The organism is Glutamicibacter sp. AGC46, assembly GCF_053543715.1.
This window is the reverse complement of sequence record NZ_JBLVOJ010000024.1, coordinates 423,871-440,568: the sequence shown is the minus strand read 5'-3', so window position 1 is coordinate 440,568 and position 16,698 is coordinate 423,871. Positions and strand designations below refer to the sequence as shown.

Annotated in this window: 11 protein-coding genes; 8 read left to right on the top strand and 3 right to left on the bottom strand. The window is 61.4% G+C overall.

Going from position 1 to position 16,698, the window contains the following annotated elements; genetic code table 11:
• Positions 1-221 precede the first annotated feature (221 nt).
• The 4 genes from ACNPM8_RS14030 to ACNPM8_RS14015 are packed head-to-tail and all read left to right on the top strand — an operon-like array spanning position 222 to position 7,793.
• The gene (locus tag ACNPM8_RS14030) at positions 222-746 is read left to right on the top strand and encodes a WhiB family transcriptional regulator (protein ID WP_400342891.1); all 525 of its coding nucleotides are present in this window, start codon (positions 222-224) and stop codon (positions 744-746) included.
• The gene (locus tag ACNPM8_RS14025; RefSeq protein ID WP_448940111.1) at positions 692-4,216 is read left to right on the top strand and encodes a glycosyltransferase family 2 protein; all 3,525 of its coding nucleotides are present in this window, start codon (positions 692-694) and stop codon (positions 4,214-4,216) included. The genes ACNPM8_RS14030 and ACNPM8_RS14025 overlap by 55 nt, the downstream gene beginning before the upstream one ends.
• Positions 4,216-6,837, top strand: a complete 2,622-nt coding sequence (locus ACNPM8_RS14020; RefSeq protein WP_400342565.1) for a DUF5719 family protein — start codon at positions 4,216-4,218, stop codon at positions 6,835-6,837. Before ACNPM8_RS14025 ends, ACNPM8_RS14020 begins: the two co-directional genes overlap by 1 nt.
• Positions 6,838-6,863: 26 nt before the next feature.
• On the top strand, positions 6,864-7,793 hold the full coding sequence (locus tag ACNPM8_RS14015) for a COX15/CtaA family protein (RefSeq protein WP_400342567.1): 930 nt from the start codon (positions 6,864-6,866) through the stop codon (positions 7,791-7,793).
• 11 nt (positions 7,794-7,804) lie between these two features.
• Here the strand turns inward: ACNPM8_RS14015 and ACNPM8_RS14010 are convergent, their stop codons facing one another.
• Complete coding sequence (locus ACNPM8_RS14010; RefSeq protein ID WP_105657471.1) at positions 7,805-8,263, bottom strand: metallopeptidase family protein; 459 nt, start codon at positions 8,261-8,263, stop codon at positions 7,805-7,807.
• A gap of 91 nt (positions 8,264-8,354) precedes the next feature.
• Here ACNPM8_RS14010 and ACNPM8_RS14005 point away from each other — a divergent pair, with 91 nt between their 5' ends.
• Both ACNPM8_RS14005 and ACNPM8_RS14000 read left to right on the top strand, forming a co-directional pair.
• Positions 8,355-8,756 carry a DUF3499 domain-containing protein gene (locus tag ACNPM8_RS14005; protein WP_208294212.1) on the top strand — a complete coding sequence of 134 codons (402 nt, stop codon included), beginning with the start codon at positions 8,355-8,357 and terminating at the stop codon, positions 8,754-8,756.
• 284 nt (positions 8,757-9,040) lie between these two features.
• The gene (locus ACNPM8_RS14000; protein WP_400342568.1) at positions 9,041-10,507 is read left to right on the top strand and encodes a TIGR01906 family membrane protein; all 1,467 of its coding nucleotides are present in this window, start codon (positions 9,041-9,043) and stop codon (positions 10,505-10,507) included.
• 72 nt (positions 10,508-10,579) lie between these two features.
• Here the strand turns inward: ACNPM8_RS14000 and ACNPM8_RS13995 are convergent, their stop codons facing one another.
• Positions 10,580-12,421 carry an AMP-dependent synthetase/ligase gene (locus ACNPM8_RS13995; RefSeq protein WP_133833069.1) on the bottom strand — a complete coding sequence of 614 codons (1,842 nt, stop codon included), beginning with the start codon at positions 12,419-12,421 and terminating at the stop codon, positions 10,580-10,582.
• 78 nt (positions 12,422-12,499) lie between these two features.
• Entirely contained in the window at positions 12,500-14,110 is a 1,611-nt protein-coding gene (locus ACNPM8_RS13990) for a dolichyl-phosphate-mannose--protein mannosyltransferase (RefSeq protein WP_332488484.1), read from the bottom strand.
• Positions 14,111-14,178: 68 nt separating this feature from the next.
• Between ACNPM8_RS13990 and rsmI the strand changes: the two genes are divergently transcribed.
• Positions 14,179-15,039 (top strand): 16S rRNA (cytidine(1402)-2'-O)-methyltransferase, encoded by an 861-nt coding sequence (gene rsmI / locus ACNPM8_RS13985; protein WP_400290151.1) that lies wholly within the window; start codon positions 14,179-14,181, stop codon positions 15,037-15,039.
• A gap of 138 nt (positions 15,040-15,177) precedes the next feature.
• The gene (locus ACNPM8_RS13980; RefSeq protein ID WP_105657476.1) at positions 15,178-16,665 is read left to right on the top strand and encodes an NAD-dependent succinate-semialdehyde dehydrogenase; all 1,488 of its coding nucleotides are present in this window, start codon (positions 15,178-15,180) and stop codon (positions 16,663-16,665) included.
• Positions 16,666-16,698 lie beyond the last annotated feature (33 nt).

Below are 16,698 nucleotides of genomic sequence, written 5' to 3'. Positions count from 1 at the left end.
CATGTGCGTCTTTTGACGGCGTGTTGTGCCGGGAGTTTCCTGAGAACTCTTCTTAGAATGACCTCCCCGCTTGACTCTAGCGGAGTTACACGGCTGTAATTAGATGGTGAGTCCGGGCAGGTTCATCACTTTTCGCTAGTTCGATGGAATAAATGCTGCCGGATGGATCGGGAGCAATGACGGCCCGATCTCCTCAAACCAATCGAAAGGTCAACATCACCATGGCGAATCTGGAGCAGGGGTACTCCGAATTTTCGACCTCGGCTGTTGCGTCGGCTCAATACGGGCTGGAGGACGCACCATCCGACTGGTTTGTCGATCCTCAAGCCGGTGAGTCCGCACGGGTTGCAGTTGCAGCCGATCTGGAGACCGCGGCCGACAGCTACCTGAAAGAGCACGACACGTTATCCGACACCGAAGAAATCTCCTCGGTTGGCTCGTGGGCTCCTGAGCTCGACGAGGATGACGAAGTGCGCGAAACCATCAAGGCAGTTTGGCTTGGTGTTGGCGGCGAAGTTGACGAGGGCGAGCTGGGCTGGCAGGCCCGTGCTCTGTGCGCACAGACTGACCCCGAAGCGTTCTTCCCTGAAAAGGGCGGATCGACTCGCGACGCGAAACGTGTCTGCGGCGCATGTGTTGTCCGTTCGGAATGTCTAGAATATGCCTTGAGCAATGACGAGCGCTTCGGAATCTGGGGAGGGCTCTCAGAGCGCGAACGTCGCCGTCTACGGAAACGAGCAATCTAATTCGTCCGCCAATTCACGTCACCGCCATCGTTGCTTCGCACGATGGCGCTGACTTTTTACCACGCACTTTGGCCGCACTGCGAAACCAGTCCCGGCCTATCGAACGCTTCGTCGGAGTTGACGCTTCGTCCTCTGACGCATCGCTAGAGGTCCTGCGGGCGAACTTGCCTTCCAACTCCGCCTTGCTGGTCGCCGATGAAGGATCCTTGGGGCTGTCGCTGGAAGTAGCGGTTTCGCAACTGCCCGAAGCGCGTTTGGACCGTGATGAATGGCTATGGATTATCCATGATGACTCCATGCCTGCTCCCGACGCGCTGGAACAGCTGACTCGGACCGTTGAGGCCTCCGAATCGGTATCCATTGCCGGTTGCAAGCTGCTGGACATCGATAACCCGCGCCACCTGGTCGAGGTGGGGCTGAGCGTGGACCGCAAGGCCCAGCGCCTGACCATGATCGATATCGACGAAGTCGACCAGGGCCAGTACGACGGACGAAGCGATTACTTTGCCGTGTCCTCGGCCGGCATGTTTATCCGGCGCGAGGTCTTTGAGCAGCTGGGCGGATTCGACCCGGCTATTCCGGGCCGTGGCGACGACGTGGACCTATGCTGGCGCAACCGCCTGGCCGGTCACCGCGTGGTCGTGGTGCCAAGTGCCAAGATGTACCACCAGGTCGAGGTCGTCGACTCGCTGGCAGGCCCGCGCGAAGCCAAGCGCTCGGAAGTCTTCCAGCGCTTGAAGTTCGCTTCGCCTTTGGAACTGCCGTTTTTGTGGATTGGATTGCTGCTCGGCGGCATCGGCCACTTCCTCGTAGCATTGCTGGCCAAGGACCCGGGCCATGGCTTCAGCCACCTGGCTTCGGTCCTGCGCGGACTGTTCTCCCCGGGCAAGCTGGCCGCTTCACGTCGCAACGTCGCCCAGATCCGCGAAATTCCACGCCGCCAGGTCCGCAAGCTGATGGTCTCCGGCGCACAGGTGCGCGAATACCGCCGCAATGTGAATACCGGGCGTGCCGATGGCGAGGTCTACGGGGATGGCAGTGGCGCCGACGCGATGGTTGAACCTAGCGGTGACAACTTCTCCGACTTCGTGCGAATCGCCCGTCCGCCGCGCACCACCGCAGTACTCTCGCTGATTCTGGCACTCTTGCTCTCCGGGGCCGCTTCGCTGGTTGCTTGGCGCAGCCTGCTTGGATCCACTGCTTTGTCCGGCGGCGCGCTGCGCCCGCTGTCCAACAGCAACCAGGAAATCGGCGCCAACGCCCTATCGTGGTGGCAGAACATCACCACCGGATTGAGCGCTCCGCCGGATAACTCCGATGTGCTGTTCTGGCTTTTCTCGCTGGTGACTTTCAACCATGCCAACGAAGCTTCGATCTATCTCTTCTTCGCCGCGATGCCATTGGCCGCCCTGACCGCGTGGTGGGGCATTGGCGCGGTGAGCCGTTCGCGTGCTGTCCGGTTCTTCGCCGCATTGATCTGGGCCCTATTGCCTTCACTGGTCTCTTCGCTGGCCTCGGGACGAGTCGGCTCAGTATTGATCCACATCTTGCTGCCGCTGTTCTTCCTGGCAATTATCCGTGCCATGAATGCCCATGTGGCCATCGAAGGCGCGAAGCCCAAGAACCCGAAGCAGCAATCCGTATCCGCATGGACCGCTTCGGCTAGCGCCGCCTTGCTGCTCTGGGTGATCTCCGCCGGTTCCGTTTCATTCTTCCTGACCGCCAGCATCCTGATTTACGTTTTGGCCATCTTCTCGGTGCGCCGCGCACGCAGCCTGTGGTGGATCCCGCTGCCTGCAATCGTGTGGAATCTTCCGCTGCTGTTTGCCGGCCTGGGCGATCTGCGGCTGCTGTTCACCGAGCCCGGTGCGGCGCGCGCGTTCTCGCCAGCTGCCCCATGGCAGATGCTGCTGGGCTTCCCGGAATCCTTCAACGCCAACGCCTCGCTGGTGGGTTGGGACTTCCTGCCCGCCGGTCCGTGGGCTTTGGTCGCCGCACTGCTGGTCGGGGCTCCAATCATCGTGCTGGCTGTTTTCGGGACCTTGAGTTCTTCGCTCAGCCACAGTTCCAGCATGCGCCGGAACTCCCGCCGCCTGCTGTGGGGCGCAGTCCTGTCGCTGGCAGCGGGATGGGCCGTCGGTTTTGTCCCGTTCACCTTGGACTCGCACACCGCGGTGAGCGCCTACACCGGTCCGTTCGTCTCCTTTGCCATGTTTGCATTGCTTGCAGCTGCCGCCAACGCGCTAGCTGCCCTGCGCCATGAAGATCAGCCGCGCTCGATGCGGACGCAGGGTTCTCGTCCAGCGATGAGCCTGATGGCCGCATTCAGCGTGCTCGCGGTTCTCGCTTCCGGCGCCGTGCTGCTTGGCGCCCAGCTGAATCCGGCCGCGGAGTCCGAAACGCTGACGTCCCTGAATTCGGCTCAGCAGGTCCACAGCTCCCAGCCTCGCACACTGCCTGCCACGGCAGCCGATGCGGGCCGCTCCGAATTCCAGAAGCGCACCTTGGTGCTCAGCCCGCGTTCCTCCGGTGAAATCGACAGCCAGTTGGTTTCGGGTTCCGGTGAAACCCTGGACAGCATCAGCCGCTACTCGCAGGTCAAGCAACTGACCGGACCGCTGCTGGATCCTGAACGCAATGAAGCTTCTGCCACCGCGCAGGTTCAGAGCAAAGCCGTAGCGATGCTGCTCTCCGAGTCTGCATTGGATTCGCGCGAATCGTTGCGCGACTTGGGCGTGGGCTTTGTCGTGCTCAACGAGACTGGTGAATCTGTCCCAGCGACCGTTCGCATCCTGGATGCGGCCACTGGGCTGGCATCGGTCGGCCAGACCGACAGCGGCTGGTTGTGGCGAGTGGATTATGAAGCCGATGAAGAGAATCAGGGCGCTGGATTTGCCCGCGTTGTCGCTGAAAACGGAGACGTGAGCGTATTGCCGACCCAGCGTGGCAAGATCGCCAATCTGGAAATTCCGGCTTCTGATGCCAAGCGGACCCTGGTCCTTGCAACAGCGTCGGATCCGAAGCTGCGGGCCAGCGTTGATGGCGAATCCCTGCGTTCGGTGTCCTATCCCGAGGATTCGGAAACTCGATGGGCCCAGGCTTACGAGCTTCCTGCCGAGGGCGGCAAGCTGACGTTGTCGCACAAGGACTCCACGGCCATACCGGTTCTGGTGCTCAGCGCGATAGTTCTGCTGATTACCGTCCTCTTGGCCATTCCGGTGCCAAGCTCGCGGCGATTCGCCAACTACCGCAACAACGAATACCGCTTCCGTGAACCACGCGACGAAAATGAAGAACTCGCCGACGGCTCGGCCGTTTTGGCGGCCGCCGAAGTCCAGAGCCCGGCTACCGGCACCATGCCACTGAGCCGACGCGAGGCACGCGAACGCGCCAGCGAGATGCGTGAGAACTTGACCCCGAAGCTCAGCGACCGGATTTCGGACGCCGATGCCGAGCAGGAGAAGAAGTAGTGAGCGACGAGAAGAACGTGAACTCAGCGGATTCTGCTGACAAGCCAACTGAACAGACCCCGGCCCCGAAACCGGCCTCCGCGCAACCAGAAGCCAAGGACACCACCCCAGTGTCGGCGACACTATCGCGTGCTGAGACAAAGGCTGCCAAGGCCCGGGCCAAGGTCGATGCCAAATTGGACAAGGCCCGCGCCAAGGAAGCACAGGCCCGGTCCAAGGCCGAAGCGAAGAACGCCGCGAAAGCGGCGAAGGCTGAAGCCAAGGCCGCTCAGCGGGAAGAACCGAAGGCAAAGCCACAGCCCGAGGCGAAGTCAGGGAACAAGGACGCCAAGGAAACGGTGCCCACCGCGCAGGCTGCCCAGGCGAAGGCTCAAGGCGAACCGGCGGAACAGAAGCCGGCTCCCAAGCCGGACTCCGTTCAAGCCGGATCGGAGCAGCCCGAGGCTGCGCACGCCAAACTGCCTGCAGCTGATGCAGCCGCCGCGGGCACCACTGATGCAGCTGCGCAGCCGGAACACTCCCAGGGCGCCGAGCCTGCCAAGAACGCCGGCCCAGCCGCGGCTGGAAGCAAGACGGGGCCTGGTGCCGCCCAGGACGCTGGACCGAAGAAGCCTGCAGCCCAGGACCCGGTAGTTGTTTCCGAACCAGTCAAGCCGCCGGCCGCAGAAGCGGCTAGGGCTTCCGGGAAGCAGAACGATGCCGGGGACTCCTCGGGGCAGCAAGGCGCAGCTGCGCAAGTTGCCGGCGTGGCAGCCACTGGTGCCGCAGCTGGCGCTGGTTCCACCGAGGCTGAGAAGAACCAGCCGGCCGGCCCGAAGCCTGGAGAAGAAGCTGCGAAGGCATCAGAACCGGAAGATCCGAAGGCTGCCAAGCGCCGCCATCGGCTGGAGAAGGTTCGCGCGCGGAACGCCGCGAAGGAAGAACTTGCCGCTGCCAGTGCGCTGGCTGCGCCTGCAGCCGGGCCGCAGGCGGAATCGGTGGCCGGCAACGTATCGAAGCGTCGCCAGAAGCTGGACAAGGCCCGCGCCGCGGCCTCCAAGGATGCGGCAGCCGCGCCGACGCGCAAGAAGACCGGCGCGATTCTGCTCAGCCTGGTAGCCGTTGCGGCTGCCGGCGCTGCAGTGGGTGCCGGATCAATTTTTGCCCCGGCACCGGCCGAAAAGTCGTTGCCAGCTGCCGTGACGAACCTGCCCGCAGGTGACTCCAGCAGCGTTTGCTCGGCAACCCCGCAGCTGCTCAAGGGCGTGGAAGGCACCGATGCGCAGTTTGCCCCAGGTGCCAAGGACATTTCCAGCAACCTGCGCAGCATTGCCGTTTCGGATCTGGCCAAGCGCATTCCGGGCTCCTCCTTCACCAAGCTCGATGGCAGCGGCGCGCATGAGCTGACTGGACGCATCGCTGAGGATGAAGCTGCCGAGGCCCGTGGCGCTGATGATGAGGGCCTGACCGGCCGCGCCAGCAAGGTTTCAACTGCCAACGATATCGATGACGCCCAGGTCTACACCTTGCAGCCACTGGGCGAAATCGCTTCGAAGGGCAGCGCCGTGCGCAGCTACCAAGCCAAGGATGGCGACCTGGCAGGGCTTGCTGCCGCAACGTGCCAGGCCCCGGCGTCCAACTGGCGATTCACTGGCCTGCAGACAAGTACCGGATCCACCAGCGTGATGCATTTGGCCAACCCAACGCATACCACTGCCCAGGTATCCCTGCGGCTTCGAGGTCCAGACGGCTTGATCGACACCTCGACGCTGCAGAACATTGTTCTGGCAGCGGGGGAGAGCCGGGCCATCGTGCTCGGCGGCTACGCGCAGAACCTGAATTCTGTTTCGGCTGAAATCACCAGTGTTGGCGGAAAAATCACTGCATCGGTCCAACAGGCCGCCCTGCGCGGTTTGACCCCGTCGGGTGTTGAACTGGTCAGCGCCAACGCGACGGCTTCCAATAGCCAGGTGATTCCGGGAGTGTGGATCGAGAGCAAGGAGAATATTTCCAAGCTCAGCAAGGACAACAAGTCGTTGGTTCCACAGCTGCACGTTGCGGCAACCGGCTCCTCGGGCGCTGGATTCAAGGTGAAGGTCCTGGGCGAAGACGGCGAAGTCGCCGCCAGCTTCGACGATAACCTCGCCGTCGACTCCGACGCGACGAAGATTGTGGATCTGACCCAGCTGGCTGGTGGCTATTACACGGTAGTTGTCGAGTCCGATGCTCCGGTCACCGCAGCGGTGAAGATGGTTCGCGGTGCGGACCCGAAGGACTCCTCGGACACTGCCTGGGCGGTGAGCTCCAACGCGCTAGCCGGTACGCAGGCCATGCCGCTGTCGGCTAATGGCACTGGGAAATTCGCCATCGCCGCCGTAGCTGCAGACTCAGCGGTGGAAGCAGTGGTGGTTAATAAGGACGGCAAGCTGGAGGAACCGAAGAAACTCCAGATCAAGGCCGGGCAGAGTGTTGTCTTTGATCCGAAATCTGTCTCCGAAAATGCCCAAGCAGTCATCTTCTCGACAGATGCCAACGCTTACCTGGCCCAGCTGGTGCTCGGTTCCGAACGTTCCATCGCTTGGGCTGCCATGCCACAGGCGAATGCCGGACGCGACGGCATTGTGGTGAACATCGGCGGCTAGGAATCCGCCATTAAGGAACTGGATAATTGAAGACCCCTTTCGCATGGCTGGCTGAGCGAATCACGCTGGAACGTAGTTCGCTCAAGGCAGCTTCGCTATCGGCAATGATCGCAGCGATTCTGATTATTGTCGGCGGCGGTGTCGTTCGAGTCACCGGGTCAGGACTAGGCTGCCCCGACTGGCCAACCTGCACCGGCGGCTCCATCGCGCCAACCGCTGAAATGGGGATTCACGCGACCATCGAGTTCGTCAATCGGCTGCTCACCTTTGTCCTGTGCGCAGCGGTTGGTTGGGTCATCATTGCCGCCCGACTGCAACGCGAACCAGTTCCGGACATCACCCGATGGGCGTGGTTCCAGTTCTGGCTTGTTGTGCTCAATGCGGTCATTGGCGGGATCACCGTCTGGGTGAAACTGAACCCCTACGTAGTTGCCGCCCATTTCCTGGCTGCGACCTTGCTGCTCACTGCCGCTGCGGCCACCTGGGACAAGGTGCAGAATCTGGGAAACGCCGGCTCAAAAGCCAGTACGGATTCGCTGAAGTCGCTGGGAACCTGGTTAGTTGTTCTCAGCGCCCTGCTCGTCATCATTGGCACCGGGGTGACCGGCTCAGGTCCGCATGCCGGAGACTCGGCCGAGGTCCCGCGGATGGGCTTCGACTGGCTGCAGATCACTCTCGTGCATGCCGCAGCAGCCGTGGGCGCACTGGTTGTTGCTTTGGTGATGTGGCGTCAAGCAAGAAAAGAACAAGTACCGGACGTGGCGCACAAAGCCAAGCTCTACCTCTGGGTATTGGCCGGACAGGGGCTGCTCGGAGCGATCCAGGCCATGACCAGCCTGCCAGAGCTGCTTGTGGTCGCCCACCTGGTTGGTGCTGCGCTGGTATGGATCGGTGCCGTGCGCGTTGGCCTGGCCTCCCATGCGCCGGGACGTGAAAGCCGGATCCAGGCCAGCTAGAGAAGATGGCCCTAGTAGTCCGGATCCTCAGGGAAATATGCGGGGTCCACTTCCGAGATGGGTTTCATCCAAAGCTGCGCGACCTCGTGCACCACGCACTGATGGACCAGATCCAAGAGTTCGCCGGTGTTTTCCGCAATCTGCTCAATGGGCAAGCGATAAATGATGATGCGCGCTGGGCGGCTAGCCGAAGCTGATTTTGATGATGCAAGCGGCACCCGCTCGCCCAGTGCAGCAGCCTGTTCCAGCAGCTTGTCACTGGGCACCGGATCAATCAGGAAATCGATCTTTTCAATTTCTCCGGGCCAGCGTTCCGAGAGCCTTTGCGCACTGGCCATCACGGCATCATCAAATCGTTCCGGCCGTGAACGGTAAGCAGGAAGATGCATGGGCATCAGCGGGCCACGCCGCCCGCGTCCGTGGCGGTGGCGACGGGAACCGCTTGGCGGATCAGGCAACTTGGAGTTCATTAACTCAGCCTAGCGCTTGCGACACTGTGCCGGTGCCCATCAGCCCGCAAATGGGCGAAGATCCCAAGGATGTGCTGACCAGCCGAGTAGAATGGCAAACGTGGAAGGTCTTCGTCTTTGTTCTCGCCCAGCCTGCCGTGAAACGGCCCGCGCTACTCTTACCTACGTATACGCAGATTCAACTGCTGTTCTTGGGCCTTTGGCGACGTACCCGGAACCGCACTGCTATGACCTGTGCGCCCGCCATGCGAACCGTCTGACAGTTCCCAGCGGGTGGAGCCTGATCCGTGGCGCCATCCCAGATGTGCTTGAACCAGAAGATGAGCTGAACGCGTTGGTGAATGCCGTCCGCGATCGAGAACCAAAGGTTCGCGAACCTCGCCACGCATCGGATTCGCCCATTGATTCGGTCCGTCCTCGCGATATCCGTGCACAGCGCTTTGACACTCGCGTCCGCTTGGCTGTGCTCCCAGCTGGCGACGAAGAAGCCTAGACCTTCTTCTCGAAGAATTCTTGAACCTGCATCGGCACTTCGGCGGCATCTGCAGCACCTCTTTGTGTCCTAGCTGAAATCCAATTTTGGTGTGGTAATCCGTCAGATGACTCGCCTCGCTGGATATGCTAAAGGCGCGTGCGCCGTACTCGGCCCGTAAAGCAACCCCAAAACAGCACACCATCGCGCGAATTGCAGGAGGACTCCTCATGGCTGAGGCGGCGAAAAACCCCACTGGAGGGCAAGGAACTACGGGCCAGCCGGCACCGGCTGCCACTGGCAACATGCCAAGCCCACAGACCAGCCTGAGCCAAAAAGCTGAAGAGCTTACTGCGCGCCTGGAAAAGCACAAGAACCAGGCCCAGGCAAACGCCGCTGCCCAAAAGGAAGAAGCCCGCAAAGAGGCCATCCGCCGCGCGATGTCCGGCAAAACCGACGCCGAGACCAAGAACCCAACTGCAGCTCCTGCAGCCAAGGCGCAGCCTGCCCCCGTGAAGCCAGCGGCAGACAAGCCTGCCGCGACCCCTGCGGCCAAGCCAGCTGAGGCCAAGCCTGCTGCGGCCAAAGCCCCGGCAACCAAGCAGCCGGTCAAGCCAGCGCCCGTCAAGCCCGCGGCGTCCAAGCAGGCAGCCGTCAAGCCCGCGGCGTCCAAGCAGGCAGCCGCCAAGCCAGTTGCGGCCAAACCTGCGGCCGCGAAGCCTGCCGCCAAGGCGCCCGCTGCGAAGCCGGCCGCTAAAGAGCCAGTAGAAGATGTCATTCGCGCCATCAAGCTGCCGCACGAAATCGAAGCGGAGAAGCAGGTGCAAAGCGAAGCCGCCGCCGGTGCCGGGAAGTCCGCTGAGCCGCAGGCCAGCGAGAAGGCAACCACCGTGCAAAGCGTGCCACCGGTGTCTGCTGCTCCGAAGACCGGATCCCTGCCAACAACAAAGGCTGCCGTTGCCCAGGCGCGCAACCGCGTCTTTGGCAGCTACGCGCCAGAACCGGAACCTTCCGAAGCGGCCGTGAAGCGCCGGGTTGCGCGCGAACGGGCGCTGAACTCGAAGCCGGCCCTGGGCCGTACTGCCCAGGTGATCGTGGCTCTGGTCTTCCCGCTGCTGACCTTGATCGCTGGCATCCGTTTGGTCGCGACGCCGGCTTTCCTGGCTCTGTCCTACGGCCGCCCTGGATTCCCGAGCGATTCCTTTGGTTTCACCGATTCTGAACGCCTGACCTACGGCAGCTACGGTGTGGATTACCTGAACAACTTTGCCGGCCCCGAATACTTGGCCGGCTTGAAGCTTTCCACCGGTTCAAGCATGTTCACCGAAGGGGAGGTCCAGCACATGGTGGACGTGAAGAACCTCATCGGGTTCGCCTATATCCTCGGAGCTGTTCTAGCGGTCATCTTGATCATCGGTGTTTGGTACCTCGCCAAGCGCTATGCAGGCGGCGTACGGCGTGCATTGTTCTCGGGAGCGATCTTGGCCTTGGCGGGCATTGCTGCGCTGGCCGTCTCCGCGATTGTGGGATGGGACAATTTCTTCACCCAGTTCCATGCCCTCTTCTTCTCCGACGGCACCTGGACCTTCAACGTCAGCGATACGCTGATCCGCCTGTACCCAGAGCAGTACTGGCTCGATAGCGCCATCGGCATCGCCGTGCTGGTGCTGGCCACGATCGTCGCTGTGTTGATCAGTTGCTGGCCAACCGGCCGCCGCCGTGAGGCGGCCCGGCTGCGCCAGGAGGCCCGTGCGTTCGGCATTGGCAACTAGCTGGCACAAGGCTTAAAGCACTGGGGGAGCAGTTCATGGTGAACTGCTCCCCATTGCTTTACCCAGTGGGAATTACTGGCGGTAGAGGGCTTCCACGCGGCCTTCGAATTCTTCGAGAACGCTCTGGCGCTTGAGTTTCAACGAGTTGGTCAGGTGCCCGGAAGCTTCGGTGAATTCCTCTTCCAGGACCACGAATTTGCGAATGGACTCAGCCTTGGAAACGGTCAAGTTAGCGGTATCCACGTAGCTCTGGATTTCGGCGATCACTGCTGGGTTGATCGCCGCCTCAGCCAGGGTCATGGCTTCAAGCCCCTTGGCCTTGGCCCACAGCACCAGTTCTTCGGGATCCAGGGTCATCATGGCCGTAATGAATGGGCGCTGTTCGCCAGCCAGTACGCACTGGGAGACGATGCGTCCGGCGCGGACCATCTCTTCCAACGGGCCAGGGGAGACGTTCTTGCCGCCGGCGGTGACGATCAGTTCCTTCTTGCGGCCAGTGACCTGGAGGAATCCTCCATCATCCAGGACACCGGTATCACCAGTCTTGAAATAGCCGTCTTCATCGAAGACTTCAGCCGTGGCGGCAGGATTGTTGTGATAGCTCGCGAAAACCCCAATGCCCTTGACCAGGATTTCACCGTCATCGGCGATCCTGATGGAGGTGCCGGGAAGCGGACGACCCACGGTGCCCACGCGGATTCGTGATGCTTGATTCACGGTGGCTGGGGCGGTGGTTTCGGTCAGGCCGTAGCCTTCGAGCAGTTCAATGCCAGCGCCGCGGAAGAAATGCGCCAAGTCCGGGTTCAATGCACTGGCTCCGGAAATCGCGTAACCGCAGTGGCCGCCAAAGACGGCCTGCAACTTCGGGTAGAGGACCTTGCTGAACAAGGCGTGGCGGGCACGCAGGCCCAAGGGCATGCGAGTCTTGAGGCCACGCGCACGCGCGTCACGGATCTTGGAAACCTCGATGGCTGCCTGTTCTGCCTTGAGGAACAGCTCGGCCTTGCCGCCACGTTCGGCCGTGGCCAAAGCGGTGGTGCGAATTTTCTCGAAGACGCGCGGCACGGCCAGCAGGAAGCCGGGCTTGACCGCGGACATGTCCTCGACCAGATTGGCCATGGAACTGGAATGCGCAATCACCGATCCGCCGTGGATGCAGGTCTGCTGGACGGCACGAGCCAATACGTGGGCCAGCGGGAGGAACATCAGCGTTCGGCGCTCTTCACCGAGCACTTCGAGCATATGGCCGGCCAGATTATGCGCCACCATGGCAAAGTTCGAGTGGGTCATGTTGCAGCCCTTGGGGCGCCCGGTGGTACCCGAGGTGTAGACCATCGTGGCCACGTCCTGGAGGGTCATGGAAGCACGGCGGGATTCGACCAGCTGCTCATCGACTTGGTTGGCAGGAACCATCAGCTGATGCAGGCCAGCGGAGGGAATAAGCGTCTTGTCCGCCGTGTCGGAGCCTTCAAAGATGTGTGTGCGAACCGGTTCGCCCAGCTGAGCCGCCGCCTGGCGGACGTTGGCGCGCAGCTCGTGGTTTTCGGCGAAAACCACGCGCGCACCGGAGTCGCGCAGGATCCATTCGATCTGGAAGGCGCTGGAAGTTTCGTAGATGGGGACCGTCACGCCTCCGGCGAACCACACCGCTTCCTCTGCCAAAGCCCATTCATAGCGGGTACGGGAAATAATGGCGACCTTGTCACCGGGCTGCAGCCCATCATTGATCAGCGCCATTGCCAGGCGCTTGACATCAATGAGGAAATCACCGGCACTGAGATCATGCCAGGTGCCGTCGCGCTGCACGCTGAACAGTGGTCGTTGCGCCCCACGTGCTACGCGATCAAGGAGTAGGCTCGTCGTGTTTACTTCTGGTGCTAGATCAGTGAGTAGCTCGACGGTTACTTCTTGCATTGAAGAATTGTCCTTTGGGATTCGATGGTCGTCTTAGTGGCCTATTTCATGGAAACAGGTGGCCAAGCCACGGGCAGCCTAGCCCCAGCTGGGGAGCCACACGTGCAAGCGCCAGTAGTCATCCGCGATCATTTCCCCACTCCATATCGGCCAGAAAAAGGCCGACGTGACTAGGAATAGCGCCATGAATATGGTGAGTACGATGATGCGTGATCGGTGCGCGGCACTGGAATTAGGGTCGCGTGGAATGAACCTGCCAATCATATACGTCAACGCGAGCACCATGAACGGAACCAGTGGCAGGGTGTAGAAGAAGAACATTGTGCGTTCTGGGTACATCAGCCACGGCAGGAACCCGGCCGCCACCGATGAGAGGACCGCTCCGGCGCGCCAATCACGGGCGCCAATCCACCACAGAATCAGCAAGAACATGCTGATGGTGCAGGCCCACCACATCAACGGGTTAGGCAGGTCGGTAATGACCTCGGTGCAACGCTCCAGCCCGCAGCCGTTGGCTCCCTTGTCGTAGCCTTCGAAGTAGAACAGCACTGGACGTCCGGCGAAGGGCCACGTCCACGGCGAGGATTGCCAGCCATGCTCGGAGTCGAGCCCGGTATGGAATTCGTAGCCAGCCTGGTGATAGTGCCACAAGGAACGCAACGGCGAGGGCAGCCAGCTAATGCCTTCGCCGGGATTCTCCTCGGCCCAATGGCGGTATCGGCCGCCCTGGGTGATCAGCCATCCGGTCCACGTGGACAAATAGGTCAGCAGCACCAGCGGCAGCATGGTGAAGAAGGAATAGATTCCGTCGCGGATGAATGCCGCCGACTGCCACTTGTGAACTCCTGCGGTGCGCCGCGCACCAAAGTCCCAAAGCACCGCCATGAGGCAGAATACAGCTACGAAGGACAGCGCCGACCATTTAATGCCAACTGCGCCACCGAGCATGATCGCTGCGATCAGCCGCCATGGGCGCCACCAGAGCATGGGGCCATGAACGAGCAAGAAGTCATCTGGCCGGTTACCCTCGGGTACTGAAAGCTTCCGGGCAAGCACGGTTCTGCCGTGTATCCGGTCTTTGAGCAGGGCATAAAACGCGGCAAGCACAAAGAACATCAAGAAGATGTCCAGCAACGCGGTGCGCGACATGACTATGGAATGGCCGTCGATGGCCATGAGCAAGCCGGCGATGCCGGCAAGGACGTGGGAACCAAAGAGCAAGCGGGCGCACAGGGTGACTAGCAGGACCGAGAGGGTGCCGACCAGCGCTGTGGAAAAACGCCAGCCGAAGCCATTGAAATCACCGAAGAGGAGCATGCCCACACCGATCATCCACTTGCCCAGCGGCGGATGGACGACAAAGGAAGATTCAGCTTCCAGCTGCGGGTCGCCTGCGATGAACTTCCCATCGCTGTCGTCAGCCCATTCGCGCTCGTATCCGCTTTGCAGCATCGCGAAAGCGTCCTTGACGTAATAGGTTTCATCAAAGATCAGCAGGTGCGGGTGCGCCAGGTTGACGAAGCGCAAGAGGCCGGCAATGAGTGTCACGACCAGCGGAATGATCCACATCAGCGGGCCGCTGGGAGCCACCACAGGCAGGAGCCGCTGTTTCAGGCTCTCGAAAGTGAAGGCCTGTCGCGCCGAGCGTACGTGGCCGGAGTCCGGAGTGTCTAAAACCGAGGTGCCCATCACCAATTCATGCTACCGGTGGAAAGTCCAGAAAGTGGGCTTTTCCTGCGTCGCGTAGGCTTAAGAATGTGCAGAACTCAGATAATGAGGGCGTAATCGTCCTGGGAGCCACCCCGATTGGCAATTTGTCCGACGCCTCCCCGCGTCTGCGGGAGATTATGGCCAGTGCCGATATCATCGCCGCGGAGGACACCAGAAACTTCCACCACCTGGCCCATGCCCTGGGCATTAAAATCACTGCGAGGGTGATGAGCCTGCATGAGCACAACGAGGCTCACAAGCTCTCGGAGGTGATTGACCTGGCCGCCGAGGGCGCGACTGTGCTGGTGGTTTCCGATGCAGGAATGCCGGCGGTTTCGGACCCCGGCTACCCATTGGTGGCCGCTGCCTTGAGTGCTGGCATCCGTGTCACCGCGGTACCGGGCCCTTCTGCGGTGCTCACCGCGCTGGCCCTGTCCGGATTGCCCACTGGCCGTTTCACCTTTGAAGGCTTCCTGCCGCGCAAGGCGGGGGAACGCCGCAAGCGCCTGGATTCCTTGCTCGCCGAAGATCGCACCATGGTGTTCTTCGAGGCTCCTCACCGGCTGAGCGACTTCCTGGATGCCGCTATCGAAGCATTTGGCCAAGACCGCCAGGCCGCCGTAGCCCGCGAGCTGACCAAGAAGTTTGAAGAGGTCCGTCGAGATTCACTGGCAAATCTGCGCGCATGGGCAGAAGATGGCGTACGCGGAGAAATTGTTGTGGTGGTCCACGGAGCCCCGGAAGCCGAGGCCGCATCCATCGAGGATTTGCTTCCCAAGGTTGCAGCCCTCGTGAAGGAAGGCATGCGCATGAAGCAGGCCGTGGCCGAAGTGGCCGAAAAATTCGGCGTGAAGAAACGCGAGCTTTATGAAGCTGTTCTGGCAGCACGTCACGAAGCGGGAAAATAGCCGAAGTCGCATAGGCTAAATGCACAATGAATGCTCGCGTTTATCGTGCAGACGGCAATTTACAGCCACCACCTGCCAGGAATAGCGTAGACATCAAAGACGATTAGTTTTCATTATTTTCTATCAGGAGATGCTCGTATGTCGATTACTGCCCAGCGCGAAGCGGAACTGCTTGCCAAGGTGCCAACCGGCCTATTGATTAATGGCGAATGGAGGGATGCCTCCGACGGTGGCACCTTCGACGTGCTCGACCCGGCTACCGGCGAGAAGCTGCTGACACTGGCCAGTGCTACGAGCGAAGACGCAATGGCTGCACTGGATGCAGCTGACGCAGTCCAAGCCGAATGGGCACTGACCGCACCACGCGAACGCGCGGAGATCCTGCGCCGTGCTTTCGACCTTGTCACCGAGCGCAAGGATGACTTTGCGCTGCTGATGAGCCTGGAAATGGGCAAACCACTGGCTGAGGCCTATGGCGAAGTAACCTATGGCGCCGAATTCCTGCGCTGGTTCTCCGAAGAAGCCGTACGCCACTACGGCCGCTACCTCACCACCCCCGAGGGCAAGAACAAGGTCCTGGTCCAGCACAAGCCGGTTGGCCCATGCCTGCTGATCACCCCATGGAACTTCCCGCTGGCCATGGCTACCCGCAAGGTCGGCCCGGCAGTAGCGGCAGGCTGCACCATGGTGCTCAAGCCAGCCAAGCTGACCCCGCTGACTTCCCAGCTTTTCGCAGCCACGATGATGGAAGCAGGCCTTCCAGCTGGCGTGCTGAACGTGGTCTCCGGCGCTTCGGCCTCGAAGATCTCCGGCCCGCTGATGCAAGATGACCGCCTGCGCAAGGTTTCCTTCACCGGCTCGACCCCGGTGGGCAAGCAGCTGATGAAGGACGCTGCAGACAAGGTCCTGCGCACCTCGATGGAGTTGGGTGGCAACGCACCATTCATCGTCTTCGAGGATGCCGATCTGGATGCTGCTGTCGAGGGCGCCATGGCAGCCAAGATGCGCAACATGGGCGAAGCCTGCACCGCTGCTAACCGCTTCCTGGTCCATGAGGACGTTGCCGAGGAATTCACCGCCAAGTTCGCTGCAGCGATGAAGGCCCTGAAGCCAGGACGCGGCACCGAAGCCGACACCACGGTAGGCCCGCTGGTCGAGGAAAAGGCCCGCGACGAAGTCCACTCGCTGGTTGAAGCCGCCGTCGCCGCCGGCGCGACTGCCATCACCGGCGGCGCGCCAGTTGACGGCCCGGGCTACTTCTACCAGCCAACCGTGCTGGCCAATGTCGCCAACGACGCCAAGATCCTGAGCCAGGAAATCTTCGGCCCAGTGGCACCAGTGACCACGTTCAAGGATGAGGCCCAGGCTATCAAGCTGGCCAACTCCACCGAATACGGTTTGGCTTCCTACATCTACTCGCAGGACTTCAACCGCATGTTCCGTGTTTCGGAGCAGATCGAATTCGGCCTGGTTGGATTCAACGCTGGCGTGATCTCCAACGCCGCGGCACCATTCGGTGGCGTGAAGCAGTCGGGCCTGGGCCGCGAAGGCGGCGCCGAAGGCCTGGAGGAATACACCACCGTGCAGTACATCGGCATTGCCGATCCTTACGCAGCCAAGAAGTAGATTCTCCAGCTCGCGCCAAGGCCCCCCCGGGTT